General features: G+C 51.2%; 23 protein-coding genes. 18 read left to right on the top strand and 5 right to left on the bottom strand.

Going from position 1 to position 25,378, the window contains the following annotated elements:
* The 5 genes from ABT56_RS02685 to ABT56_RS02665 all read right to left on the bottom strand — a co-directional run bounded on the left by ABT56_RS02685 (position 1) and on the right by ABT56_RS02665 (position 5,128).
* The gene (locus ABT56_RS02685) at positions 1-1,506 is read right to left on the bottom strand and encodes an inactive transglutaminase family protein (RefSeq protein ID WP_047877282.1); all 1,506 of its coding nucleotides are present in this window, start codon (positions 1,504-1,506) and stop codon (positions 1-3) included.
* A gap of 21 nt (positions 1,507-1,527) precedes the next feature.
* On the bottom strand, positions 1,528-2,301 hold the full coding sequence (locus ABT56_RS02680; RefSeq protein ID WP_047877281.1) for an ATP-dependent zinc protease family protein: 774 nt from the start codon (positions 2,299-2,301) through the stop codon (positions 1,528-1,530).
* An 88-nt stretch (positions 2,302-2,389) separates the two neighbouring features.
* Positions 2,390-3,364 (bottom strand): tRNA 5-methoxyuridine(34)/uridine 5-oxyacetic acid(34) synthase CmoB, encoded by a 975-nt coding sequence (cmoB, locus tag ABT56_RS02675; RefSeq protein WP_047877280.1) that lies wholly within the window; start codon positions 3,362-3,364, stop codon positions 2,390-2,392.
* Positions 3,365-3,379: 15 nt separating this feature from the next.
* Positions 3,380-4,108, bottom strand: a complete 729-nt coding sequence (cmoA, locus tag ABT56_RS02670; RefSeq protein WP_047877279.1) for a carboxy-S-adenosyl-L-methionine synthase CmoA — start codon at positions 4,106-4,108, stop codon at positions 3,380-3,382.
* 183 nt (positions 4,109-4,291) lie between these two features.
* Positions 4,292-5,128, bottom strand: a complete 837-nt coding sequence (locus tag ABT56_RS02665) for a DUF72 domain-containing protein (RefSeq protein WP_047877278.1) — start codon at positions 5,126-5,128, stop codon at positions 4,292-4,294.
* A gap of 478 nt (positions 5,129-5,606) precedes the next feature.
* On the opposite strand from ABT56_RS02665, the gene aspS reads away from it, so the two are divergent.
* The 18 genes from aspS to ybgF all read left to right on the top strand — a co-directional run bounded on the left by aspS (position 5,607) and on the right by ybgF (position 25,340).
* Positions 5,607-7,394: an aspartate--tRNA ligase gene (gene aspS / locus ABT56_RS02660; protein WP_047877277.1), complete on the top strand. Its 1,788-nt coding sequence runs from the start codon at positions 5,607-5,609 to the stop codon at positions 7,392-7,394.
* Positions 7,395-7,510: 116 nt separating this feature from the next.
* Positions 7,511-8,254, top strand: a complete 744-nt coding sequence (locus ABT56_RS02655; RefSeq protein WP_047877276.1) for a YebC/PmpR family DNA-binding transcriptional regulator — start codon at positions 7,511-7,513, stop codon at positions 8,252-8,254.
* A gap of 240 nt (positions 8,255-8,494) precedes the next feature.
* Positions 8,495-12,103, top strand: coding sequence for a hypothetical protein (locus ABT56_RS02650; protein WP_047877275.1), 3,609 nt, complete (start codon positions 8,495-8,497; stop codon positions 12,101-12,103).
* Positions 12,100-13,014 carry a hypothetical protein gene (locus tag ABT56_RS02645; RefSeq protein WP_047877274.1) on the top strand — a complete coding sequence of 305 codons (915 nt, stop codon included), beginning with the start codon at positions 12,100-12,102 and terminating at the stop codon, positions 13,012-13,014. The genes ABT56_RS02650 and ABT56_RS02645 overlap by 4 nt, the downstream gene beginning before the upstream one ends.
* A 175-nt stretch (positions 13,015-13,189) precedes the next feature.
* Positions 13,190-13,711 carry a crossover junction endodeoxyribonuclease RuvC gene (ruvC, locus tag ABT56_RS02640; RefSeq protein ID WP_047877273.1) on the top strand — a complete coding sequence of 174 codons (522 nt, stop codon included), beginning with the start codon at positions 13,190-13,192 and terminating at the stop codon, positions 13,709-13,711.
* Positions 13,712-13,856: 145 nt separating this feature from the next.
* Entirely contained in the window at positions 13,857-14,480 is a 624-nt protein-coding gene (ruvA, locus tag ABT56_RS02635; RefSeq protein ID WP_047877272.1) for a Holliday junction branch migration protein RuvA, read from the top strand.
* 11 nt (positions 14,481-14,491) lie between these two features.
* Positions 14,492-15,502: a Holliday junction branch migration DNA helicase RuvB gene (gene ruvB / locus ABT56_RS02630; protein WP_047877271.1), complete on the top strand. Its 1,011-nt coding sequence runs from the start codon at positions 14,492-14,494 to the stop codon at positions 15,500-15,502.
* 1,065 nt (positions 15,503-16,567) lie between these two features.
* Positions 16,568-18,151 carry a cytochrome ubiquinol oxidase subunit I gene (gene cydA, locus ABT56_RS02625; RefSeq protein WP_047877270.1) on the top strand — a complete coding sequence of 528 codons (1,584 nt, stop codon included), beginning with the start codon at positions 16,568-16,570 and terminating at the stop codon, positions 18,149-18,151.
* A 15-nt stretch (positions 18,152-18,166) separates the two neighbouring features.
* Entirely contained in the window at positions 18,167-19,303 is a 1,137-nt protein-coding gene (gene cydB, locus ABT56_RS02620) for a cytochrome d ubiquinol oxidase subunit II (protein WP_047877269.1), read from the top strand.
* Positions 19,304-19,314: 11 nt separating this feature from the next.
* Positions 19,315-19,425, top strand: a complete 111-nt coding sequence (gene cydX, locus ABT56_RS23495; protein ID WP_047877268.1) for a cytochrome bd-I oxidase subunit CydX — start codon at positions 19,315-19,317, stop codon at positions 19,423-19,425.
* Positions 19,418-19,720, top strand: coding sequence for a cyd operon protein YbgE (gene ybgE, locus ABT56_RS02610; protein ID WP_047877267.1), 303 nt, complete (start codon positions 19,418-19,420; stop codon positions 19,718-19,720). Before cydX ends, ybgE begins: the two co-directional genes overlap by 8 nt.
* Before the next feature lie 301 nt (positions 19,721-20,021).
* Positions 20,022-20,429 carry a tol-pal system-associated acyl-CoA thioesterase gene (gene ybgC, locus ABT56_RS02605; protein WP_047877266.1) on the top strand — a complete coding sequence of 136 codons (408 nt, stop codon included), beginning with the start codon at positions 20,022-20,024 and terminating at the stop codon, positions 20,427-20,429.
* Complete coding sequence (gene tolQ, locus ABT56_RS02600) at positions 20,426-21,112, top strand: protein TolQ (RefSeq protein ID WP_047877265.1); 687 nt, start codon at positions 20,426-20,428, stop codon at positions 21,110-21,112. Before ybgC ends, tolQ begins: the two co-directional genes overlap by 4 nt.
* Before the next feature lie 3 nt (positions 21,113-21,115).
* Positions 21,116-21,562: a protein TolR gene (tolR, locus tag ABT56_RS02595; protein WP_047877264.1), complete on the top strand. Its 447-nt coding sequence runs from the start codon at positions 21,116-21,118 to the stop codon at positions 21,560-21,562.
* Between the two features lie 14 nt (positions 21,563-21,576).
* Positions 21,577-22,641, top strand: a complete 1,065-nt coding sequence (gene tolA / locus ABT56_RS02590) for a cell envelope integrity protein TolA (RefSeq protein WP_047877263.1) — start codon at positions 21,577-21,579, stop codon at positions 22,639-22,641.
* An 11-nt stretch (positions 22,642-22,652) separates the two neighbouring features.
* On the top strand, positions 22,653-23,999 hold the full coding sequence (gene tolB, locus ABT56_RS02585; RefSeq protein WP_047877262.1) for a Tol-Pal system beta propeller repeat protein TolB: 1,347 nt from the start codon (positions 22,653-22,655) through the stop codon (positions 23,997-23,999).
* Positions 24,000-24,036: 37 nt separating this feature from the next.
* Positions 24,037-24,570, top strand: coding sequence for a peptidoglycan-associated lipoprotein Pal (pal, locus tag ABT56_RS02580; protein WP_047877261.1), 534 nt, complete (start codon positions 24,037-24,039; stop codon positions 24,568-24,570).
* 17 nt (positions 24,571-24,587) lie between these two features.
* Entirely contained in the window at positions 24,588-25,340 is a 753-nt protein-coding gene (gene ybgF / locus ABT56_RS02575) for a tol-pal system protein YbgF (protein ID WP_047877260.1), read from the top strand.
* Positions 25,341-25,378: the final 38 nt, after the last annotated feature.

Raw genomic sequence — 25,378 nt, 5'->3', positions numbered from 1 at the left:
TTAGTCCTCCACCAGTGGCTTGAAGCGGCGTAGCTCGCTCAGGCGGTAACCGGTGTAGTTACCCAGCATCAGGATAACGGCCAGAACAATCAGCTGGATGCCGATGAAGTTGAAGGTCAGGTGACGAACCAGTGGGTTAGTCATGGCAAGATAAACCAATACCGCAGTCAGCAGCGAGCCGCCGCCCTGGATCAGTACTTCTTTCGCGCCTTCCTCTTCCCATAGGATCGACATACGCTCGATTGTCCACGAGAGGATAATCATTGGGAAGAAGGTGATAGACAGGCCTTCCACCAAGCCGATCTTAAAGGCAACCACGGTGAAGACGGAGATAATCATGATAACCGTGATGATCACCGCCGATATTCGCGCGACCAGCAACAGGTTGAGTTTCGACAGGTAACTTCGAATGATCAGGCCGGTGCCGACAATCAGCAGGAAGCCGATAATACCCGTTACCAACTGGGTCTGGACGAATGCCACCGCGATCAGAACCGGCATGAAGGTACCGGAGGTTTTCAGGCCGATGATGATCCGCAGGAAGACCACAACCAATGCCCCGATAGGGATCAGCATGATGGTCTTGAACATGGCCTGCTCTTCGACAGGCAGGCTGTGGATCGAGAAGTTCAGCAGATCTTCGGCCTGAACCTTCTCGCGGGTTGCCTGTTGCGGGGTGATATCCTGGGCAATGATCGAGAAGCTGATGGTCGAGTTGCGGCCGCCAACGACATCCAGTAGCGAGTGGCCCTGTTGGTTCCATAGCAGGATGTTGTCAGGCTTGCCTTCTTGGCCTGTCTGCAGGTTGAACAGCTCCCATTTACCGCCGTCCCATACCTCTACCATCGAGGTGATGCTCTGGCGTCGGCGACCGTCTTCAAGCTGGAGGCCGCCTACGATGCGGGCATGGATTTTCTCCAGTGACAGCAGGTTGATGATCGCTTTTTCTCGGCTGAGGCTGTTTAACAGCAGGGCGGAGTTTTGGTTATTGCGGTCATTGAACTGCTTGATTAGCTCGCGGGTAAGGGTGGTATTGTCCGAAGAAAGGCTGCGGGCTTGGGCTAGCAGGGCATCGGCAGCAGTTTGCTGTGGGTTATCCAAACTCACTGCCGGGGTGTCGCCTTTAGGCGGTACTGTGTTGTAGGAGGCCTGCTCATCAACCAGCATCTGGGTTTTGTAATACAGGATCTGCTTGCCGGTGGCTTCGCGAATAGACCATTCAGCCCGGCGGCCTTTGTTGGTGTCAATCAATGCGACGCCGTAGCCTGGCGAAGAGGTGCTCTCGTCAATTTGGGTAAAACCCTGCTGGGTTTCAGGTGCCGCCATTGAAACTTTGACCGGATCGCCGATGGCATCAAATTCGATGCGGGCTTCCAGTTCCCACAGGGCGCGTTCTTCGCCCGGTGTCCATGGCACCCCGTAGACATCATGGCGATACAGACTAAGTGCAGTACCGGCAATGAGCAGCAGGGTAATGAGAAAATAGAACGGTATTCTTGATGTCATGACATCCCCATCAACGTGTTATTATTTGTTTTGTACTTGCTGTTCGTTCATTCCTTGAACAAATTTCTTGCCTACATCAACAAGTGCTATGTCTTTGAAAAACTCACGGCCTAATAATACTGGATAGGTCATTTGAGTGCGATCTGCCAACGTAAATTGTGCTTTTTCATGAAGCTGCCCCAATTTTATCCACGCTTCGATGACTGGGCGGCGTTCGGCTTCTTCACTATTGGCTTGGCGAATCTTCACCCAACGTACGACTGGCGCTTCGATGACATCGGCATCTTCTGGTCGTTCGTAAGTCGTATGGTTGAGATAAAAACGGGCCCATTCTTTGCCGTCACGCTCGAAAATCTGGACATCGGTGGCGCTGAGGGAAGAGGTTGTCGCGCCCGTATCGACACGGGCTTTGAAGAAGGCCTTAATGGAATCGAGCCACACCCACTCCTCTTCACCAAGAATGACCTTGCCGTGCGCAGTACGGACATCGTCGTTGGCCATTACCGGGGCTGCGGCAATCGATGCGTCTTTATCGGCTTGGTTGGCGAGGCTGTCTTTTGTGAGTCGGTTTAGCTGGCCCATTTCCGTAGAGACGGTTGCAAGCTGCTTTTCAAGCTGGGTAATTTGGCCATTTTGGTCATCAATCAACTTGATCATGGTGGCTAGCTGAAAATTGACGCGGTTTTCCATGGTGTTGATAGCCGCCATCGTCGTGTCATTGGGCTGGGCTGGCTGGGTCAGGGAACAACCGGAAAGAATAGCAAGGGTGAGTAATGGCACACAGCGGCGAAGCATTGTATCTCCTAGTTCAGTACTTCTTTTTCTTTAAGCGGCAGTATTTTAACTGACAAAAAGGGATGCGAACAGCATCCCTTGTCAACAGTTAGTCAGGATTGCGCGCAATAAGCACGGCACGTTTAGGTGCAGGGTATCCTTCGACCGTCTTGCTTGGGTCGTTCGGATCAAGGTATTCGGGTAGCGAGTTGTTGGTCATCCACTCTGTTGAACGTTGTTCACCGGTGGTAGTGACATTTTCGTCAACGATTTTGACATCAACGAAGCCGCATTTTTCCAGCCATACTTTCAGCGCCTTGGCAGACGGGAAGAAGTAGACGTTGTGCATCTGGGCGTAGCGGTGGGTGGGTACCAATACGGCATTTTCGTCACCGTCGATAACCAAGGTCTCTAGGATCAGCTCGCCGTCTTTGCGTAGCTGGTTCTTGAGTTGGATCAGGTGGTCGAGCGGCGAGCGACGGTGGTAGAGCACACCCATGCTGAATACGGTGTCGAAAGCGCGTAGCTCAGGGAGTTGCTCGATGCCTAAAGGTAGCAAGAAAGCGCGCTCGTCGTTGCCCATCAGGCGCTTGATCGCCTCGAACTGGATCAGGAACAGGTTAGACGGGTCGATACCGACAACCATTTTGGCCTCTTCGCCCAGCATACGCCACATGTGGTAGCCGTTGCCGCAGCCTACATCCAGTACGGTGCGGTTTTTCAGTGGTGAGATATGCGGCAGCACGCGGTCCCATTTCCAGTCCGAGCGCCATTCGGTATCAATATGAATGCCGTGTACGGTAAATGGCCCCTTGCGCCAAGGATGCAGTAGTCGCAGCAGGCTCTCGAGGCGTTTTTGTTCGCCTTCGGCAATGCCGCCGTTGTTGCTGACGGTCACCGATGTTTTGAGGTCGATGTTGTCTGGCTTGTCGGTCGGGAATTTATTCAGGGCACGGATCCAGCGACCCATATCGCCGTGGGCTTTTTCTTCCCAGTCGCTCATCTGCTGCGGCAGGGTGTTGAGCCAAGGACGCAGGGTGTCATGCTGGGCAAGGATCTTGTAGAAGTCGGTAAAACTAAACATAACGGACAGGTGACCTTATTTTATCGCGAACATAGAGCCGAAATTGAAGCACTGGAACCAGACCTCGCTGCTGCTGAAGCCGATATCGGCCAGGCGCTGGCGGTGGGTGTCGATGCTGTCTGGGCGCATAACGTTTTCAATGGCACTGCGCTTTTGGCTGATTTCCAGTTCGCTGTAGCCATTGGCTCGCTTGAAATCGTGGTGGAGATCGATAAGTAGCTCGTGTGCTTGCTCATCGTCGAAGATGTATTTCTCTGACAAGATCAGAATCCCGCCCGGGCGCAGGCCTGCGTAGATTTTTTCCAGTAGGGTTTGGCGGTCTGCCGGTGCCAGAAACTGGAGGGTAAAGTTCAAAACCACGACAGATGCATCGTGCAGGTCGATTTCGCGGATATCGGCTTCGATAACTTGCACGGGGGTGTCAGAGCGGTAGGCGTTAACATGCAGTCGACAGCGTTCAACCATCGCGCTGGAGTTGTCCACGGCGATGATCTCACAGCCTTCTTGCTGGATGTGGCGACGCATAGACAGGGTTGCCGCGCCGAGAGAGCAGCCTAGGTCGTAGATTTTTGAATGCGGTTTGGCAAAGCGCTCGGCCAGCATACCAATTGCCGAAATGATATTGCTGTAACCCGGTACTGAGCGCTGGATCATGTCAGGGAACACTTCCGCAACGCGCTCGTCGAAGGTAAAGTCGCCGATTTTATCAATCGGAGCCGCAAAAATATTGTCGTGACCGGCCATTCTCACGAACCTCTTAAATTAGTCAAAGAACAGGATCCAAAATGGGAAGGCACGGTAGCGGATCGAGCCGTTATATCCGTTGCCCCAGGTGTTCCGTCACCTGCTTGAAAGGTCGCGTATTGTAGAGAATCTGCGGCCATTTGTCTTTATCCATTTTTGTCGTGGCAATAAATTGCAACGGGTTCAAAGCAGCTTGAACTGCGGGTCTGGCTCGGATTGCGGCAGCGTGATGTCGGCGAGCGGCAGCGGGCAGGCAGCCTGCAGTTGGCGGTAGAGGCGCATGGCCAATTCAGGGCCGAGATTATTGTCAGGGGTGTGAATGAACAAGTAGGGTTCTTTGCCTTGCTCCAGCCACGCAGGTAGCCGTTGTAGCCAGTTGGCAAAGAAGGCATCGTTGGCTGCGAGATCGGGATGGCCAATAAAGCGGACCATCGGGTTAGCGGCGGTACAAACGGCGTGGACAGGCACTCTGGGCTTGTTGCGGTGCGCTTCGATGACGGCGTCGGTTGTTGGGGCGGCCGAGAATACCGGGCGGCTATCCATGATGATCCGGTTGGCGCCCCGTTCGGCCAGCAGGCGGTTGAGCTGCTGTTCTTCATGGCCTTTGGCAAAAAAAGCCGGGTGGCGAACTTCGACCCCAAGCGGGAAATGCGCGGGGAACTTTGTTAGGAAAGCGGCAAGAGCCGGTAGTCCATCGGGGCCAAACTGCGCCGGGAGCTGGATTTTCCACAGTCCGGTGCGGCCACACAGTGGCTCCAAGGTGGAAATAAAATCAGCCAGCAGGGCATTGCAGTGCCTGAGCTGGTGTTGATGGGTGATGGTTTGCGGCAGCTTGAAGGTAAAGCGGAAATCATCGGTTGTTGCCGCGTGCCAGTTTTTTACGGTCTGCAGGCTCGGGGTGGCATAGAAGGTGGTATTGCCCTCTACGGTATTGAATGTTTCGGCATAGCGGGCAAGCCGATCCCCGCTTTTGCAGCCTCGGCCATAGAGGCTCTGCTGCCACGGCGCATGCGACCACATCGCCAATCCAAGCCTGAGCTGGCATCCGGCTTGGGGTAATTTGCGTCCTGATGGGGAAGGGCTCTGGGGTTGTGGCATGATATCTCCTTGGCCTGCGACGGCACTCATTTCGTATTGTGAACAGCACATGAGGGGGAGGTCAATGGGACAAACCTTGTTTTATCGCTTGATCTTAGGGCACTTTATTTTCTACAGTGGCAGGAGTGCTCTATATCCTCCGGTACCGTTTCACAAGGTTTATTCTCTTCCGGGTAGCATTCTGGAGCGGATTATCGCGATAAAGTGCGTGTCAAACATGCATCTTGCGGGCTGTTGGGTATATAATAGCGTGTTATTTTTCTCTCTCGGTAGGGGCCGTCACCAAACTGGGTGATGTTTGGCCTACTTGGCCGGGAAGGATTCAGCCGGTACACAATCGTGCGCTATCGTCGAAGGTTGTGTGCCCAGGAATAGTTAGTAAACAGATCGGGAATTTCATATGCGCACCCAATATTGTGGTCACCTGAACAAAGCCCTCGAAGGGCAAACTGTAGAACTTTGCGGCTGGGTAAATCGCCGCCGTGATTTGGGCGGTCTTATCTTCATCGATATGCGTGACCGTGAAGGTGTGGTTCAGGTTGTGGTTGATCCGGATATGAAAGACGTATTCGAGGTTGCCAACCAGCTGCGTAACGAATTCTGTATCAAACTGACTGGTGAAGTACGTGTTCGTCCTGACAGCCAAGTTAACAAAGACATGGCAACAGGCGAAGTAGAAGTACTGGCGACCGGTCTGGAAATCATCAACCGTGCAGCGCCGCTGCCGCTGGATTTCAACCAGAACAACTCTGAAGAGCAGCGCCTGAAGCACCGTTACCTGGATCTTCGTCGCCCAGAGATGAGCGACCGTATCAAGCTGCGTGCAAAGGCATCGAGCTTCGTTCGTCGTTTCCTTGATGACAACGGCTTTTTGGATATCGAAACGCCAGTACTGACCAAAGCGACGCCAGAAGGTGCTCGTGACTACCTAGTACCGAGCCGTGTTCACAAGGGTAACTTCTATGCACTGCCTCAGTCACCTCAGCTATTCAAGCAGTTGCTGATGATGTCTGGCTTCGATCGCTACTACCAGATCGTTAAGTGTTTCCGCGATGAAGACTTGCGTGCTGACCGTCAGCCTGAATTTACCCAAATCGATATCGAAACCTCGTTCATGAGTGCTGATCAGGTACGTGAAGTGACCGAGAAGATGGTTCGCGATATGTGGCAAGAGCTGCTAAACGTGGATCTGGGTGTATTCCCAACAATGACATTCGAAGAGGCAATGCGCCGTTTCGGTTCAGACAAGCCAGACCTGCGTAACCCGCTGGAGATGGTTGATGTCGCTGATCTTCTGAAAGATGTTGAGTTCAAAGTATTCTCTGGCCCAGCTAACGATCCGAAAGGTCGTGTTGCGGTTATCCGCGTACCGGGTGGTGCTGAGCTGTCTCGCAAGCAGATCGATGACTACACTAAGTTTGTTGGCATCTACGGTGCGAAAGGCCTGGCATGGCTGAAGGTTAACGACCGCGCTGCGGGTCTGGAAGGTATCCAGTCTCCAGTTGCTAAGTTCCTTAACGAAGACGTGGTTAACGGCATCTTGGACCGTACTGGCGCAGAATCTGGCGATATCATCCTATTCGGTGCTGACAGCAAGAAAGTGGTTACCGAGGCAATGGGCGCACTGCGTCTGAAGCTAGGTACAGATCTTGGTCTGACAGATACTGCCAAGTGGGCACCGCTATGGGTTGTTGACTTCCCAATGTTCGAAGAAGACGAAGAGGGCAACCTGCACGCGATGCACCACCCATTCACGTCTCCACTGGGCATGACTGCGGAAGAGCTGAAAGCTAACCCAGCATCAGCAAACTCAAACGCTTACGATATGGTTCTAAACGGCTACGAAGTGGGCGGTGGTTCTGTGCGTATCCACAACTCAGAAATGCAATCAGCGGTATTCGATATCCTAGGTATCGATGCTGACGAGCAGAAACTGAAGTTTGGCTTCCTGCTTGAAGCGCTGAAGTACGGTACGCCACCACACGCAGGCCTTGCATTTGGTCTTGACCGTTTGGTGATGCTGCTATGTGGTACCGAGAACATCCGTGACGTTATCGCATTCCCTAAAACAACAGCAGCAGCGTGTCTGTTGACTGATGCTCCAAGCCTTGCCAACCCGGCTGCGCTTGAGGAGCTTGCGATTGCAGTTACCGCTGCGGCGAAGAAAAACGAAGAAGCCGACGCGTAAGTCAGACTGAATCGTTAACAATAAGGCCAGATTATTCTGGCCTTATTTGTTTGTATACCCCAAAACTACATGTAACAAACTCAGCGGTGTGTCGGCCGCTGGCAGAGGAGTGAAATATGGCAGGTCATAGTAAATTCGCCAATATCAAACACCGTAAAGCAGCCCAGGATGCCAAGCGCGGTAAAATCTTCACCAAGCTGATCCGTGAAATCGTGGTTGCAGCCAAAGAAGGCGGGGCCGAGCCGGAGAACAACCCGCGTCTGCGTGCCGCGATTGACAAGGCGCTGTCGAATAACATGACGCGCGATACGGTTAACCGCGCTGTGAGCCGAGGGGCTGGCGGCGAAGGCGAAGAGAACATGGAGACCGTGATCTATGAAGGTTATGGTCCAGCCGGTACGGCAGTGATGGTCGAGTGCATGACCGACAACCGCAACCGTACCGTATCGGGTGTTCGCCATGCATTTTCCAAGGCTGGTGGCAACTTGGGTACCGACGGTAGTGTGAGCTACCTGTTCGACAAGAAAGGCGTTATTTCTTATGCGCCGGGTCTTGATGAAGACGCGGTAATGGAAGCGGCGCTTGAAGGCGGTGCGGATGATGTCGAAACCAATGATGATGGTTCTATCGATGTCTACACGGCGCCAGAGGAGTTTGGTGCGGTGAAGGATGCGCTGGACGCCGCCGGTTTCGAAGCCGCCAATGCCGAAGTGACTCTGGTACCATCGACCAAGGCGGAACTGGACGCGACAACGGCACCGAAGCTGATGCGCCTGATCGATGCGCTTGATGATCTCGATGATGTGCAGGAGGTCTACCACAACGGCGATATGTCCGATGAGGTGGCGGCAACCCTGTAGATCGACCACGGGTGTGGCTAACGCACCCGTTTTTTTCGTTTCGTATATTACCTCTCCCCATCTATTTCTCAGCGTTCATCTTTTATCTATCACCTTGCATCCATTATCTTTTTGCTTCTGTTATATACCGCCTTCCGAAATACCTGCTTATTGTTGCTTTTGTCAAATACTGTGTTAGTTTGAAAATCCTTATAAAACAGAGTTGTATATTTAGACTTCTTTAACTGGCCCACTATCAAAATGACCGATTACACCGTAAAGATCAAAGCCTGCCTCTATGAGTTGCAGGAGAGCCCAGAATACCTGCCCGAGAATTTCAAAACACTCTACCAGCTTCATAAATGCCTCCATGGGATCGGTGAGGGATCGTCAACGGCGGACTTGTGGGACTTTGCCTCGGCAATGTGTCGCTCTTACAAGCAGGTCAAAAAATATTATGACTTGCTGTGCGAGCTGATTAAGCAGGATCCGGTTCTTGAGCCGATTTGCGATAACTTTTTGAATTTCCTCGAGCAGCATTATGGGCGTAATAGCATCCACAAGGTCGAGTATCATTCGCAAGATCGCAATAGTATCCGCCTTGCATTGCAAAAGCTGATTAGTGATGTCGACACTTGGAAGATCGGTAAAGCGACCAAGCGCGAGATTGTCTATACCTTTTTCGATCTGGCTTTTGATGAGGCGGGGCAGTTTGCCGGACGAAACGAAGCGCATTATTTCAAGTCGCGGGAAAGCAAATATACACCGAGTTATTTTTACCACCAGTGGCAGCATGAACGCCGTTTGGGCCTGTTTCGTTGCGCGGTGGCCGATGATGAACTGCGGCCGATGGTCGAGCAGCTTATCAAGCTGATCGACGAGCGTAATATGAACCTCGGCAGTGAATCAGATCTGCGCTATATCTCTGATCAGGAATTGTTATTCGAGGCACCCTATCAGGCGTTGCTGGAACACAGCGATCGCTACATAGCAGACTTCGTTGATAGCTATAGCCTGACATACCGTTGGTATAACCATCTGCCCGAGAACGCGACGGTATCCTACCTGTTGGAAGCCCATCCTCAGTCAACGTACCTGAAGTATTTTTATCCGGCAACAGGGTATCGTCTGAGCGGTAATGATAAGGAGTGCCCGCCGTTTACGCCTTGGTTTTCCGAGCAGGTTAAAAGTCCGGAATTTATCGAAGAGCTGTTGTTGATTTGTGCAACGGACGCAATCCGTAGCGCTCAGGTATGTCATTCCAGCGAAAGTTATTCTTCGCTTGACGAGCTGCGCAGCGATGAATCCTTTGTCGAGGATTTGCTGGATTTAGCTGAGGATCTGGAAGAAAAAGAGGAGGGATGGGGTGGCTATCACAGCGAAGATGGGGCAATCCATTTCTTTGAAGAGGACTTTTTCCATCATTTAGCGGTGCAAATGATTGGCGGAGAGGTTAACCAGGACAATCTTGAGGCCTTGTGTGCAGAAATTTACAAGCTCAAGGTCAGGGTTGGCAAAAATATGCGCGGGATCCTTGCCGGGCATTTAGAACCTGCCTTTGAACCATGCTATGGCTACAAGTCATGCCGTGAGTCCCGCGATGAGAGTGAGCGCAAGCGCCAGACTGAGCCGCTCTTTGCCCTTCATAATATCAATGAATTCTGCTGTGTGACTTATGAGGGCAACGAATACTTGCTGGGGCAGGAAGACGATAATGTTTATATTTATGACCTAGCAAAAATGACGCCGGTTTCGTTCCGTCCGTTTGAGGAGGACAGCCTTTACCAAGCGATTTTCGCGGCAAGGCCAACCCCGGAAAGTCCAGCGCATTTCGTCACTTTCAATATGCAAAAAGGGCTGGTGGAAGCGTGGCACTTTGGTCAGACCGCACCGGTTTATACCCTTAGGGCGAATGCCTTCGAACGTTGTATAGATTCCCAGCTATCCGATGATGGGCGAGTCCTGCTGATGGGGGTAGGAAATGAGATTGATTCCGATAGCGAGATCAATCCTGACGTGCTTGAACTGGTGGTTGACCACAAGAATATGATTGTGGTGATTGATCTTGAAAAGGGCAAGGAGCTGTGTCGTTTTGAAGTGAATGAGCGCGCCGCGCTTAGGATGAGCGGTGATGGTTCGGTTGCCCTGATGTGTCAGGGGGGAAGCCGCGATCGTGGTGATATCTTTACCCGGATCGACCTGCGCACGGGGGTAGCTGAAAGTTTGACCGTGCCGAGTCAGTTCCATTTGGGGAGCGATGAATTTGCAATCAACCATGATGGCAGCCGGATCATCTATAAGCAGCAGCTTATCGATATTGATCTGGGCCAGGTATTGCTGACCTTGCCGGGTGATGAGTTTGTCAGCCGCTACGAGTTCGTCGGTGATGATAAGTTTGTGATTGCCCATCTTTTTTCCGAAACAGAAAAAGAGCTCTATGAGCTGGAGACAGCCCGCCGTCTCGGTACTATTTACTGCGAGGAAGGGCCGAGTCTGTACCAGAGCTTTGTCGATCACGAGAAAGGCATTCTCTATAGCTTCGTCGATTACAGTGTGAATTTCTATGATATCGGCGAGATGCTCGGTCTAGAGCGTGACCCTCTGGTTGCTCCGGAATTTCAGAATGCCACCGTATGGGATAAGCCTTTTGGCCCTAAGGTGAAGCGTCGGGAAGGGAGCTTCAGTACCAAGGAGCATGGTATCGAGCTCAAACTGGTTAGCTATGGCTGTCAGAGTGAGGGTGGTCGATTTGTGCGTCCGCAAGGTATCGCTGAGAGTTCTCGCGCACTCGGCTGTAGCTTCGATGTCAATTGCGATGGGATGGGGCGAGTATTTGGTTTCGTGGTCAAACTGACTCACCCAATGATTGATGGCACGACTCAAACGGAATGGCAGGTGATAGGCAAGCGTAATCGCCCGCTGCAGATTACCGACCCGTTCACTGCTGAGCAGCGGGTGCCCGGACGTTATGTGTTCGAGGTGTATAGCCTGGATGAAACCTTGTTGTTTAGCCGACAGGTGATAGATCTTGAGTGTTATAAAGCGGTTGATTGCAGTGTTGAGGCGGTCAAATACGGCAGCTTCTTTGGTGACACGCACGTGGCGAACAAAAAAGCGGCTGTCAATTATGACTATTGCAGTATTGGTTACCACTTGCGTGTGGATTGCGGTGGTGAACAGGCGGTAGTTGCCTTGAAATCAAGGATTTACCGGGCTGATGAGGTGCCGAGTAATGATGATTTGTTGTTTAAGCCTTTCGAGCTTGCCCGATCGATCAATGTGTCTGATGGGTCGATTGTCGATCTGACCATTCGTGGTGATGACAGTAATGGCTATATCGAGGGCAAGTGGGTATTTGAACTGGCGGACGCAAACAGTGGAAACGTGTTGTTTAGCGACACGATAGAGATCTATCCAAAAGACAAGAATTTCGAGGAGTGCAAGGTGCTGCGGGTCGAGATGATTGACCACGGTATCTACCAGCCACCGGAAGGGTTTGATTTGACTCAGCGCCATTTGGCTGAAGCCCGTGAGTTGGTGCTGCTTGAACAAACCTCGGTAGTGAAACCTGAAGCTGGGATTCTGTATGGTTTTCGCTTTGTCATTAGTGATGAATCTCCTGATGCGGTTTACCGCGTGACGGTAGAGCAGTGGGCGACAGGCCAGAAATGGGTCTGTGCCGACGACGGTAATGCGCGCTATAAGCGATACCATTTCTTGGCCCAGAAAGGCGAGACTTACCTTGCCAGCTGGACAATTGCGGAAGAGTTCGAGGTATTTCATGACATGAGCCGGATTATACTTCGCCATGGCCCGGTGGCATCGCCGATGCTGCATGATTTCCACGCCGAAAAGGAGGTAGAGGCATGATCATTCGGTTGATGCGCTACTTGGCATCGCACAAAGCGGTTTTTAATATTGATGTTGATGTCAACGACAAGGCCTCGCTAGAGCAGGCCTTGGATTATCTTAACGGTGAATTGCTGGGTGACGTGAAATCCACCCGGGAATTCTGCCTGCAGGGGACTGCCAGAAATAAATTGCTTAAGCTGCGATTTGTCCACCGAGGTGACCTGCTGAGCAAGCGGATGCTGAATAATCAGCTGGATATTGCGTGGGCCGAGAAAGTGCGCAGCGACTTATCGTCACTCAATGTCCGGTTGTCGGGCAAAGAGCAGGCGGTGTCAGAGTTTATCTTTGCCCATGCTGCGCTGAGCCATCCCGAGTTGGTGGATAAGCTGGTGGACTTTGTCGACAGGATCACTATTTTCAGCTCGATGCCTGAGGGGAAGTTGCTGAGCTATTCCGATCTGGTTAGCGTGGGATTGATGTCTGCCGTGGCAATCTTGCTCTATGCGCCTGAGGAAAAAGACTCGGCTATCGCCTTGTTCAATGCGCTGGGTAAATTCCGCGATGGTTCATACAGCGATCGTTTTGCAGGCGCGCTGCTGGTGCGGCTGTATAAAGAGCGTGGTTATGATGATGTTGCCTGTGATGTGTTTGCCAACCACCTGGCGAGTTTTATGTGTTATCCAGACTCCCGTTGGTCGACTAAGATCGAAGATATCGAGACGGCAAAATTAGTTGGAAATGTCCAGTTAGTGATGGCATTAAAGGAAGCGTTGGTGCGCTGGGGGGCTGATTTTATTATGTCGCAGCCTGACGAGTACCTTAATACCTTTATTCGTCCGGTGTTGCAGGATGAAGACGCTCTCGAGCAGTTGACCGTAGTGCTTGAGCCGTTGATTGCACAAAGCAAACAGGCGGAAGCTGAGGATTGAGGGATCCCTCCGTTTTGTGAACCAAAGAGAGGATAACGCGGGCTTGCCCGCGTTTTTTCATCAACAGACGATGTTGAGTGCTTTGTCAGCGTCTGGTTGCGAAAGGTTTGCAGTATGGCGGCTATCCACCATAGAATAAACAACTGTATATTTAATCAGGTGCAACGGTTCATCTATGTCGATTATTTTAGGGATTGACCCTGGCTCCAGAATTACGGGCTACGGGGTGATCCGCCAGGTTGGGCGCAACCTTGAGTATTTGGGAAGTGGGTGCATCCGTACCTCGGAGGCTGCTATTCCCGGTCGCTTGAGACAGATTTACGCCGGAGTATCAGAAGTTATTACCCAGTTTCAGCCGGACGTTTTTGCAATCGAAGAAGTGTTCATGGGCAAAAATGCCAGCTCGGCGATCAAGTTGGGGCAGGCGCGCGGCAGTGCCATTGTTGCCGCGGTGAATGTCGGGCTGCCAGTTCATGAATATGCGGCCCGTTTGATTAAGCAGGCTGTGGTGGGAAACGGTGGTGCCGATAAATCACAAGTACAGCATATGGTGTGCAGCGTGTTGAAACTGCCAGGTAAGCCGCAGGCCGATGCTGCCGATGCTCTGGCTGTTGCTATTTGCCATGCCCATACCCATAAGACCTTGGTGGCGATGGCCGGTAAGGCGAGCGGTGCACGGCGAGGGCGTTATCGCTGAGTTTACAATGAATGATTTGAAAAGCAGCGCAAGGCTGCTTTTTTTGTTTTTGGCCGTCGCCAAACCGTGAAAAAAAGCTGGATATACATCCAGTCCTTTACTATCCTAGTTCCACTTTTTGTAAATGACTGGAAGAGATCTTGCTGTGATTGGCCGACTGCGTGGAATTATCATTGAAAAACAACCGCCTGAAGTATTGCTTGAGGTGGCGGGGATTGGCTATGAAGTCCAGATGCCGATGAGCTGTTTCTATGAGCTGCCGGAAGTTGGCCAGGAGGCGGTGATTGCGACCCATTTTGTGGTACGTGAAGATGCCCAGTTATTGTACGGTTTCAACAAAAAAAGCGAGCGGGATCTGTTCCGCGAGGTGATCAAGGCCAATGGTGTCGGTCCTAAGCTGGGTCTGGCTATTTTATCAGCGATGACGGCCAGTCAGTTTGTCCTCAGTGTCGAGCATGAAGATATCACTACCTTGGTTAAAATACCGGGTGTCGGCAAGAAAACCGCTGAGCGTTTGGTCGTAGAGATGAAAGATCGTCTTAAAGGCTGGGGCGAAGGGGATCTGTTTACGCCTGCGCTGGATACGGCCGCATCGAATGCACCGGTTCAGGACACCATGTCACAGGCTCGCGCCGAAGATGAAGCGGTCAGTGCGCTGATTGCTTTGGGCTATAAACCGCAGCAGGCCACGAAGGTGGTTGCTCAGGTTGCCCAGCCGGAAATGACCAGCGAGATGATCATCCGCGATGCCCTGCGTTCGATGGTATAAGGTAGCCAACCATGATTGAAGCCGATCGTCTGATCTCCAGTGATTATGTGCCGAGCCGTGAGGAAGATGTTATCGACCGCGCGATCCGCCCGAAGCTGCTTGAAGACTACAAGGGGCAGGACCATGTCCGTAGCCAGATGGAGATCTTCATTCAGGCGGCCAAGTTGCGCGATGAAGCGCTGGATCATTTGTTGATCTTTGGCCCTCCTGGCTTGGGTAAAACCACATTGGCCAATATCGTTGCTAATGAAATGGGTGTGAATATTCGCACCACATCGGGTCCGGTATTGGAAAAAGCCGGTGATTTGGCCGCCTTGTTGACCAATCTCGAAGAAAACGATGTGTTGTTCATCGATGAAATCCATCGCCTCAGCCCACAGGTGGAAGAGGTGCTGTATCCGGCGATGGAAGACTACCAGCTCGATATCATGATTGGCGAAGGGCCCGCAGCCCGTTCGATTAAAATCGATTTGCCGCCATTTACCCTGATTGGCGCGACAACCCGAGCCGGATCCCTGACCTCACCGCTGCGCGACCGTTTCGGGATCACCCAGCGGTTGGAATACTACAAGGTGGATGATCTGTGCGGGATCGTCCAGCGCAGCGCTGACTGTCTTGGTTTGTCGATGGACAAGCAGGGGGCAATGGAAGTGGCGATGCGTTCACGCGGTACGCCGCGTATTGCCAACCGGCTGTTGCGCCGGGTGCGTGATTTTGCCGAGGTAAAAGGCAATGGCCATATCTGCCCAGACATTGCGGGTCAGGCTCTGGATATGCTTGATGTTGATAGCAGTGGCTTTGACTATATGGATCGCAAATTGCTGATGGCAATTATCGACAAGTTTATGGGTGGGCCTGTGGGTATCGACAACTTGGCTGCGGCAATCGGCGAGGAGCGCGATACTATTGAGGATGTGCTCGAACCGTACCTAATTCAGCAAGGCTACCTGCAACGCACCCCGCGTGGCCGTATTGCCACCCATCGTGCTTACCTGCATTTTGGGCTTGATGCACCAGAATAAGGGGCTAACGTGTAGCGAATGACGAAAAACGGGGCTTAGGGCTTCGTTTTTGTTTCTGGCAAACCGGCTGTCATTTCGTGTTGTTTAAATGTAAAAAAGCGAGGCTAGTGGCCTCGCTTTTTTTGATCTTTAGTCCAAATTAGCCCATTTTGGGGCTGGAACATCCGTTATGTGTTTACATCTTTATGACAATGACGCCATCGGTGGGCGCTTATCTGTATTGAATAAAACCTAGTGAAACATGCAAACGGATGCTTTGTGTACGCTTTTTAGCACTGGCTTTTGAACATTTCAGCAAAGCTAGGTTGGTACAAGTTAATGATCTTTTGAAAAATACGAGCCATATCCACTTCCTCATTCTTATCTTTAAACAGATGGGGAAACAATCTACAACCCGCCAAAAAGACGTCTTTTACTCTCTGGGAGGTCTTCTCTGTTTCTGATGCTGATTATAGATATTTACGGAAAACTCAAAAGCGATAATAATTTATTTTTCGGATTAGTTTATCTAATCATTATTTACCAAGGATACGCTTCGTAGCTATTGAATTATCAGTATAGAAGGTGAATTCAAGGCGGGTTGCTTAACATGTCAAGCAGTTCAGGTGCGCTTTTTTCTATTTCAAATTGTACGCAATATGACGGATTAAAAAAGAATGTGAAGTAGCTTGAATGGTGAACTGAGCGATGTGATAAATATCTAGTTTTAAAAGTTTACCAATGTGCCCGTTAGCGGTGAAATCTGATGATCCAGATCAATTAAAGGGCTCGCGATGAAAAATTGAGCAATCTTTCTTGATATTTATCAAAGCAAATTGTGCGATAAATCCATTGAGCGCAGGGACGATTATCAGTAATATTAGCAATGACTTTATTAGCTGTGGCTTAACAATAAATTAACTAATTTGGCACATAAAAGCAACAAATCAAGGATGCCGTTATTTATCTAATGGCAGCCAGGAAGGTGACAAGCTTGCGTTAATGTTTGGCTACATGTGCTAAGCCCAACCACCGGTACACTGTGAAGTACTGTCGTCAGTCAGCCTGGCGAAAAAGGAGTTCTTAATGTTTGATATTGTCGAACTATCGCGGTTACAGTTCGCATTAACAGCGATGTATCACTTTTTGTTCGTCCCTCTGACTCTTGGTATGGCATTCCTGCTTGCCATTATGGAGTCGGTATACGTAATGACCGGAAAGCAAATCTACAAGGACATGACAAAGTTCTGGGGTAAGCTTTTCGCCATCAACTTTGCCCTAGGTGTCGCCACGGGCCTAACCATGGAGTTCCAGTTTGGTACAAACTGGGCGTACTACTCCCACTATGTAGGTGATATCTTCGGTGCGCCATTGGCGATCGAGGCACTGATTGCCTTCTTCCTTGAATCTACGCTTGTCGGTATGTTCTTTTTTGGCTGGGATCGCCTATCTAAGCGTCAGCACCTTGCTGTCACTTGGTTGGTTGCCCTTGGCTCAAACTTTTCGGCGTTGTGGATTCTGGTTGCGAATGGTTGGATGCAGAACCCTGTAGGTGCTGAGTTCAACTTCGAAACCATGCGTATGGAAATGGTGAGCTTCGCCGAAGTGGTACTTAACCCGGTAGCACAGGTGAAATTCGTTCACACTGTGGCATCTGGTTACGTAACCGGCGCGATGTTCATTCTGGGCATCAGCTCTTACTACATGCTGAAAGGCCGTGACATTCCGTTTGCTCGCCGTTCGTTTGCTATTGCCGCTGCTTTCGGTATGGCATCAATCATCTCTGTAATCATCCTTGGTGATGAATCAGGCTACGAGCTAGGTGACGTTCAGAAGACCAAGCTTGCGGCTATCGAAGCTGAATGGCATACCGAGGAAGCACCTGCTGCCTTTACGGTTGTCGGTTTCCCTAGCCAAGAAAAGATGGAAACAGAGTACGCGATTAAGATCCCTTATCTGATGGGTATTATCGCGACGCGCTCGCTTGATACTCAGGTAACGGGTCTACGTGATCTTAAAGTTGAGCACGCAGAGCGTATTCGTAACGGTATGATCGCTTACGGCTTGCTTGAGAAACTGCGTGCCGGTGACAAGAGTGCAGAGAACATTGCTGCATTCGATGCGGTTAAGCACGATCTGGGCTACGGTCTGCTTCTTAAGCCTTACACAGACAAAGTTGTGGATGCGAGCGAAGAAGACATTGCTAAAGCTGCCGACGACTCAATCCCTACCGTATGGCCGCTATTCTGGAGCTTCCGTATCATGGTTGGCTGTGGCTTCCTGATGCTAGGTATCATTGGTGCGGCATTCGTTCAGTCTTGCCGTCACAAGATCACTGATAAGCCTTGGGTACTGAAAGCTGCACTTTACGGTATTCCACTACCTTGGATTGCGATCGAAGCAGGTTGGTTTGTTGCCGAGTACGGTCGTCAGCCGTGGGCGGTAGGTGAGATCCTGCCGGTATCAATGGCAGCATCTAATCTTGCAGCATCAGAAATCATTACATCTATGCTGGCAATTATCGCACTATACACAGCGTTCCTGATTGCCGAAATGTACTTGATGATCAAGTTTGCTCGTCTGGGTCCTAGCAGCCTGAAAACTGGCCGCTATCACTTTGAAACCACCGATGCACCACAGAACGTGGTATCGCGTCAGGTAGAAGCATAAGCAGGGAGAAGAGCAATGTTTGATTACGAAGGTTTGCGATTTATCTGGTGGGTGCTGATCGGTGTATTGTGCATCGGTTTCGCAATCACTGATGGTTTCGACATGGGTGTGGGTGTGTTGTCAAAAGTGATTGGCAAGACAGATAACGAGCGCCGTGTCATGATCAACTCTATCGCCCCGCACTGGGACGGTAACCAAGTATGGCTTATCACCGCAGGTGGTGCCTTGTTTGCTGCGTGGCCTCTAGTGTACGCAACGTCGTTTTCAGGTTTCTACCTAGCGATGATCGTAACACTGGCGGCACTTTGGCTGCGTCCACTTGGCTTCGATTACCGTTCGAAGATCGAAGAACCAAAATGGCGCGCACTATGGGACAACGCTATTTTCATCGGTAGCTTTGTACCGCCAGTGATCTTCGGTGTTGCATTCGGTAACTTGCTACAGGGCGTACCGTTTGTACTGAGTGATTTGATGGTTCCTACCTATAAGGGCACGTTCTTTGGTTTGCTTAACCCATTTGCACTGCTGTGTGGTGTGGTGAGCTTGCTGATGATTGTTACCCAAGGTGCGGCATACCTGCAGATGAAAACAACCGATGCAGTCCTGGAGCGTTCACGCAATGTTGCTGTGATCACAGCGCTAGGTACGGCTGCGTGTTTTGCCATCGCTGGTTTCTGGGCTAAAGGCCTAGAGGGCTATGTGATTACCTCTGAGTTGTTGCACAACGCACCATCTAACCCGTTGGGCAAAGAAGTGTTGCGTAAGTCTGGTGCTCTGTTCAATAACTTTAATGAGTACCCGCTAATGTGGATTGCTCCGGCACTGGCTGTGATTATGCCGCTGCTAACCGCAATGGCTTCTCGCGCGAAGTGTGGCGCATTGGCGTTCATCAGCTCGAGCCTGACAATGGCGGGTGTTATCCTGACGTTCGGTTTCTCTTTGTTCCCGTTCATCATGCCTTCAAGCGAAACCCCAAACCACAGTTTGACCATGTGGGATTCTACATCGTCTGAGCTGACGTTGCAGATCATGACGGTTGTTGCGGCCGTGATGGTGCCTATTATCCTGATGTACACCACATGGTGTTACTACAAGATGTTTGGCCGTCTTGATACTAAATTTATCGAAGACAACAAGAACTCACTGTACTAAGGAGACAGACTATGTGGTATTTCGCTTGGATTCTGGGTGTGCTGCTGGCTTGCTCGTTCGGTATCATCAATGCTCTGTGGCTAGAAGCGACAGAGAACATGGATGCTAAAGACGGTGAGTAATATCAATCACTGGGTGAAGCGTATCCACCAGTGGCTAGACTTCGGTCTGCTGCGAGTGCTGGGGCTGGTGATGTCACTGGTCACTGCATGTCTGGTGGTATGGGAACCAACGCTCTTTGCCCAGTCGATTGGCGGATTCGGACCGATAATTTCGCCCGCGATGATTTGGGCCACTTGTGCCGCGATGGTATTCGGTGTCGGGTTTATCCCGCACCGATGGTACTGGCAGCTGTTTTTCACGCCATACCTGTCGCTGCCTATTTTGGCTTACATCCTGATGCTTCGTCTGTTATAGGTTTCTATTTCTGAAAGCTGAAACAAAACGAAACAAATGAAACAGCCCAGTGCAATTATGTACTGGGCTGTTTTTTTATATTCTTTGCGCAAAGAGTTATCTATAGGGCTGGGCAAATGAGAATGTGATCAAAATCTGGGCTGAGGAATAGCGGAATTTGATGTGTGATTTCATTCTGTCAGGCAACTTGGGTATAGTATGTGGTTTAAATTCCACAGTATTATCAAGTAAATTGTTGATGTGCTTTGGAAAGGCAAGGTACAGCCTTGGCCGTTATGTTTAATTTGCAGAGATAACAGCAATGACCGAGCAGAACGCCTTTGAATGGCCCATTACGGTCTATTACGAAGACACGGACTTGGGTGGTATCGTTTACCATGCCAATTACCTTAAATTTTTTGAACGGGCTCGCACGGAACTCTTCCGGCACGCCGGTGTCAGTCTTAGCGATTTATTTGCAGAGAAAGTCAGCTTTGTGGTGCGCCATATGGATATCGACTTTCTCAAAGGTGCCCAGCTTGATGATCAGCTGACGGTACGTACTTGGCCGATGACTGTGCGTCGGGCTTCTATCGAATTTTGTCAGGTTTTAGTAAACACTACCGGTCAAATATTGTGTAAAGCCGAGGTTCAGGTAGCCTGTGTACACCCTGATACACTCAAACCCATTAAGATCCCAGAGAACATTTTGTCGGAGATAACTAAGTGACAGCTGAACTATCGATTTTAGATCTTTTTCTACAGGCCAGCCTGCTGGTAAAGATCGTAATGCTCATCCTGCTCGGTATGTCAGTGATGTCGTGGGCGATGATTTTCAAGCGTTCGCAAGTACTGGCTTACGCCAAGGGGAAAGCGGAACGGTTCGAGGATCGTTTCTGGTCGGGGATCGATTTGTCTCAGCTGTATCAGGAAGTGCAAGCCCGCAAAGATAGCCTGACCGGTACTGAGCAAATCTTCTATGCGGGTTTCGGTGAGTTTGCCCGTTTGCATCGCAGCAACGGCAAGGCGCCGGAAGCGGTGATGGACGGGACAAGCCGTGCCATGCGCGTGGCCCTCTCTCGCGAAGTTGAAGAGCTGGAAACGAGCCTTCCGTTTCTCGCAACCGTTGGCTCGATTACGCCGTACATCGGTCTGTTCGGTACGGTATGGGGCATCATGCACGCATTTATCGCACTGGGTGCGGTGAAGCAGGCGACGCTGGCAATGGTTGCCCCGGGTATTGCCGAGGCTCTGGTGGCTACGGCGATGGGCCTGTTCGCGGCGATCCCAGCGGTTATGTTCTACAACAAGCTGACCAACCAGGTTGCCAAGCTAGAGCATAACTACGCGACATTTATGGAAGAGTTTTCCAGCATCTTGCACCGTCAGGCGTTTGCGGCTAATCAGGAGTAAGGCATGGCCTATCAACCGAAGAAACGCAAACTAACCGCGGAAATCAATGTCGTACCATATATCGACGTCATGCTAGTGCTATTGATTATCTTTATGGTAACGGCACCTTTCGTGACCCAGGGGGTGGATGTTGACTTGCCGGGGACGGTTTCGGCCAAAACGGCGGCTGAGCTGAGCGGCGATAACAATCCTAGCGCCCCGATCATTGTCGAGGTGTCGAAGGACGGCGAGCTGGGGCTGAGTGTCGACAATAAGGACATGGTGCGCGGCTTGACGCTGAACGAGTTGTTGACCCGTGTTCGCGCTGAAATCGAGCTCAATCCACAATCGGCCGTGCTGGTAGGTGGGGATCGTTCGGCGCGCTATGCCTATATTATCGAGACTCTGGATGCGCTCAATCAGGCCGGTGTTGGCTCGGTGGGGTTGATGACTGAGCCTTTGGAAAACTGAACGGCGGGCGCTGAATGAAACAGAATGACTATACTGTTGCCGTCATTATCTCGTTGCTGCTGCATGGTTTGCTTATAGCGGCATTGCTGTGGGGCGCGGATTTTTCTATGGATAAGCCCAAGACCGCGGGCAATACCATCAAAGCGGTGGTGGTTGATCCGGCTCTGGTGAACCAGCAGGCAAAGCAGATCCGCCAACAGCGTGAAGCTGCCAAGAAAGCCGAGCAAGATCGTTTGCGCCGTCTTGAGCAGCAAACTCAGGCTCTGGAGAAAGAACGTCAGGCTGAAGAGCGGCGGTTGCGCGAGCTCAAGTCCGAGAAGCTAAAAGCCGAAAAGGCAGCGCGTGAGGCGGAAGTCGAGCGTAAGCGGGTCGCGGCAGAGCGAGCCAAGGCTGCGGAGGAAAAGCGCAAGGCTGATGAGGCTGCCAAGGTAGCGCGCGAGCAGGCGGCGAAAGCCGAGGCAGAGCGTAAGTTGAAGCAGGAAGCGGCGCGTAAGGCAGAGGCAGAGCGACAGCGTCAAGTTGCCGAGCAGCGCAAGGCCGAAGAAGCCAAGCGTCAGGCAGAAGAAGCCAAACGCAAGGCGGAGGCTGAAGCCAAGCGCGCTGAGGAAGAGCGTCAGGCCAAGATTGCTGCGAAGAAGAAAGCTGAGGAAGAGGCTCGCAAAGCCGAGGCTGCGCGCAAAGAAGCAGAGCGTAAGGCTGCCGAAGCGCGTGAGCAGCAGCGTCAGCAAGAAGCGGCACTTAATGACATGTTTGCTGGGTTGGAAGCTGAAACGGAGCAGCGCGGCGGTGTCCGCGGTCAGTTCGTGGATGATGAGACCCAGCGTTATGGTGCTATCTATACTCAGATGATTCAGCAGAATCTGCTGATTGAACAAAGTTTTGTCGGTAAAGAGTGCGTGATCCGCATGCGTCTTTCTAGCAACGGCTTAGTGCTGGATGCTTCAGAGGCCGGTGGTGACCGCAACGTGTGCCGGGCGGCCAAAGCGGCGGTCGTTAAGGTGAGCCAGTTCCCGATGCCGGAAGATCCGGCTGTGGTTGAGCGGCTGCGTGACATTCGTCTGACGGTGATCCCACAGTGAAAGGAGAAAGCATGAAGCGTTGGTTAGTGGGTTTGTGTGTCGTACTACTGGGCTTTAGCCAGTTGGCACGGGCCGAATTGGAGTTGGTTATTACAGAGGGTATCGACTCGGCACGTCCTATCGGTGTGGTGCCTTTCCAATGGGAAGGGCCGGGCGAGTTGCCTGCAGATATAGCGGCGGTAGTTGCCTCGGATTTGCGCCGCAGCGGTAAGTTTTCGCCTGTGGAGATCAGTAAGATGCCGCAGACGCCATACAGCGATGAGCAGGTGGATTACAACGCCTGGACATCAATGGGGGTTGATGCCTTGGTGACGGGGAAGATCACTCAGACCCCAGATGGTAACTATGAAATTATTTATCAGCTGATTGATGTTGTTCGCGGTCAGTTGACCAGCGGTCAGAGCAAGGGGCTGCAAAATGGCGAGTTGGTGCTGACAAAAGACCACGTTCTATTCACCAATCGTACTGTCGCCGAAGGAAGACGTCTTCGTCAGAACGGTCACCGTATTGCCGATTTGGTATACGAGAAGCTGACCGGGGAGCGAGGGGCCTTTTTGACCCGAATCGCCTATGTGGTGATTGACGACAAGGCGAAGTACCCGTACCAGTTGCGTATTGCTGATTATGATGGTTTTAATGAGCAGTTAGTACTGAAGTCGCAACAGCCATTGATGTCTCCATCGTGGTCGCCGGATGGCAGCAAGCTGGCCTATGTGAGCTTCGAGAATAAGCAGGCCCAGATCTTTATCATGGATATTTACAAAGGCACCCGTGAGATGGTGGCTTCGTATCCGCGTCACAATGGTAACCCTCGCTTCTCGCCAGATGGCAAGAAGTTGGCGATGGTATTGTCGAAAAGCGGTAGCCTGCAGGTTTACGTGATGGATCTGGCAACCAAGAAGCTTACCCAAGTGACCCGAGGCCGCTCAAACAATACTGAAGCATTTTGGGATCCGAAAGGAGACTCCCTGATCTTCACGTCAGACAGAGGTGGTAAACCTCAGATATATCGAGTAAATTTAGCTGACGGCTCAACCAAGCGATTGACTTGGCAAGGTAGTCAGAACCTGGGCGGCCAATTGACACCTGATGGTCGGTTCTTGGTAATGGTGAATAAGTCAGATAGTGGCTACAACATTGCTAAGCAGGATCTAGAAACAGGTGCAGTGCAAATATTGACCAAGACATTCTTGGATGAATCTCCAAGCATTGCTCCAAATGGCAGCATGGTGATTTACAGCTCAGTGAATAATAAATCTAATGAGTTGTCATTGGTGTCCATTGACGGGCGCTTTAAAGCACGATTACCCGCAACGAACGGGCGAGTTCGGGCTCCTTCCTGGGGACCATTCCTCTAACGTGAGTCGCACTTAGAAATAAAATAAGGAAAATGAAATGCAACTGAACAAAGTTTTGAAGGGACTGGCAATTGCGCTGCCAATGTTCACTCTTGCGGCATGTAGTTCGACAGACAGCACTGATAGCTCAGCGGCGTCTGAAACAACCAACACGGGCACACAAACTGAGCAAACTACGGTTGTGACTCCTGTTGAGCCAGCAACACCTGCACTGACTGAGCAAGAGCTGCGTAACCAGCAGCTTCGCCAGCAGCAGACCGTATACTTCATGTTTGACAATGCAGAAATCCAGCCTGATTACCAGGATATGCTGACTGCTCACGCAGAGTACCTACGTGACAATGCTGACGTGAAGGTGATCGTTGAAGGTCACGCTGACGAGCGCGGCACACCTGAGTACAACATTGCACTGGGTGAGCGTCGTGCAAACGCGGTAGCTAAGTACCTACAGGCACTTGGCGTATCTGCAAGCCAAATCTCAATCGTTAGCTACGGTGAGGAAAAGCCTCTAGTGCTTGGCCACACTGATGCTGACTACGCAAAGAACCGTCGTTCGGTTCTTGTTTACTAATACAATAGGTAAACATTATGAACAGTAACACAATGCGAAAACTCGCATTAACGTTGCTGGTTGGTGCGGCGACCCAGGTGGTCGCCGCACCTGCTCCTGTTACTGAACTGGGTGGTAACAGTGCGCAGGGCGTTAGCCTGGAACGTCTGGAAAGGATGATTGAGGCACGCAACCAGTTGCAATTGGATATGCAGCGGCAACTGGATCAGCTGGCAACCGAGATGGACGAGCTACGAGGCATCGTAGAGAAAAATTCTTATGATTTGGGCCAAATGCTGGAGCGGCAGCGCGAGCTGTACCGCGAAGTAGATGCATTGAGCCGTCAGCCTAAAGCCGCGGCAGAAACCGCCGCAACCAGCGAGGGCAGTACAGAGCCGACAGAAGCCTATAGCGGCAATGTCAGCGAGAACGAAGCCTACGAGAATGCCGTTAACCTGATCCTAAAAGAGAAGGACTATAGCGGCGCAATCTCTGCTTTCAATGGTTTTTTGAAAACCTACCCTAAATCGGTCTATAGGCCCAATGCCCATTACTGGCTTGGTCAGCTCTATTTTACCCAGAATCAGTTACCTGAGGCGGCAGAGCAGTTCACGGCAGTGGCAAGCTTTGCCGATTCAAACAAGCGTGCTGATGCTTTGTTGAAGTTGGGCGTTATCGCCCAGCGTAGCAAGAAAGCGGACGAGGCCAAGAAGTATTTTCAGGACGTGATTAAAGCGTACCCTGGTTCGACTAGCGCCAAGCAGGCTGAAAAGAATCTGAAGCAGTTATAATCCCGGGTTATCGGGTGCAGCGAAAAATAGGATACCGC

Source organism: Photobacterium aquae, assembly GCF_001029445.1.
GTDB lineage: Bacteria > Pseudomonadota > Gammaproteobacteria > Enterobacterales > Vibrionaceae > Photobacterium > Photobacterium aquae.
This window is presented reverse-complemented; position numbering and strand designations above follow the sequence as displayed.

What these genes read in the sequence shown, in the direction of transcription:
- ruvC (WP_047877273.1), top strand. Translation starts at nt 13,190, where the DNA reads ATGTCGATTATTTTAGGGATTGACCCTGGCTCCAGAATTACGGGCTAC.
- ybgF (WP_047877260.1), top strand. Translation starts at nt 24,588, where the DNA reads ATGAACAGTAACACAATGCGAAAACTCGCATTAACGTTGCTGGTTGGT.
- ybgC (WP_047877266.1), top strand. Translation starts at nt 20,022, where the DNA reads ATGACCGAGCAGAACGCCTTTGAATGGCCCATTACGGTCTATTACGAA.
- ABT56_RS02655 (WP_047877276.1), top strand. Translation starts at nt 7,511, where the DNA reads ATGGCAGGTCATAGTAAATTCGCCAATATCAAACACCGTAAAGCAGCC.
- cydA (WP_047877270.1), top strand. Translation starts at nt 16,568, where the DNA reads ATGTTTGATATTGTCGAACTATCGCGGTTACAGTTCGCATTAACAGCG.
- cydX (WP_047877268.1), top strand. Translation starts at nt 19,315, where the DNA reads ATGTGGTATTTCGCTTGGATTCTGGGTGTGCTGCTGGCTTGCTCGTTC.
- cydB (WP_047877269.1), top strand. Translation starts at nt 18,167, where the DNA reads ATGTTTGATTACGAAGGTTTGCGATTTATCTGGTGGGTGCTGATCGGT.
- aspS (WP_047877277.1), top strand. Translation starts at nt 5,607, where the DNA reads ATGCGCACCCAATATTGTGGTCACCTGAACAAAGCCCTCGAAGGGCAA.
- ABT56_RS02685 (WP_047877282.1), bottom strand. Translation starts at nt 1,506, where the DNA reads ATGACATCAAGAATACCGTTCTATTTTCTCATTACCCTGCTGCTCATT.
- tolA (WP_047877263.1), top strand. Translation starts at nt 21,577, where the DNA reads ATGAAACAGAATGACTATACTGTTGCCGTCATTATCTCGTTGCTGCTG.
- ABT56_RS02665 (WP_047877278.1), bottom strand. Translation starts at nt 5,128, where the DNA reads ATGTGGTCGCATGCGCCGTGGCAGCAGAGCCTCTATGGCCGAGGCTGC.
- cmoA (WP_047877279.1), bottom strand. Translation starts at nt 4,108, where the DNA reads ATGGCCGGTCACGACAATATTTTTGCGGCTCCGATTGATAAAATCGGC.
- ruvB (WP_047877271.1), top strand. Translation starts at nt 14,492, where the DNA reads ATGATTGAAGCCGATCGTCTGATCTCCAGTGATTATGTGCCGAGCCGT.
- tolR (WP_047877264.1), top strand. Translation starts at nt 21,116, where the DNA reads ATGGCCTATCAACCGAAGAAACGCAAACTAACCGCGGAAATCAATGTC.
- cmoB (WP_047877280.1), bottom strand. Translation starts at nt 3,364, where the DNA reads ATGTTTAGTTTTACCGACTTCTACAAGATCCTTGCCCAGCATGACACC.
- pal (WP_047877261.1), top strand. Translation starts at nt 24,037, where the DNA reads ATGCAACTGAACAAAGTTTTGAAGGGACTGGCAATTGCGCTGCCAATG.
- tolB (WP_047877262.1), top strand. Translation starts at nt 22,653, where the DNA reads ATGAAGCGTTGGTTAGTGGGTTTGTGTGTCGTACTACTGGGCTTTAGC.
- ABT56_RS02650 (WP_047877275.1), top strand. Translation starts at nt 8,495, where the DNA reads ATGACCGATTACACCGTAAAGATCAAAGCCTGCCTCTATGAGTTGCAG.
- ABT56_RS02645 (WP_047877274.1), top strand. Translation starts at nt 12,100, where the DNA reads ATGATCATTCGGTTGATGCGCTACTTGGCATCGCACAAAGCGGTTTTT.
- ABT56_RS02680 (WP_047877281.1), bottom strand. Translation starts at nt 2,301, where the DNA reads ATGCTTCGCCGCTGTGTGCCATTACTCACCCTTGCTATTCTTTCCGGT.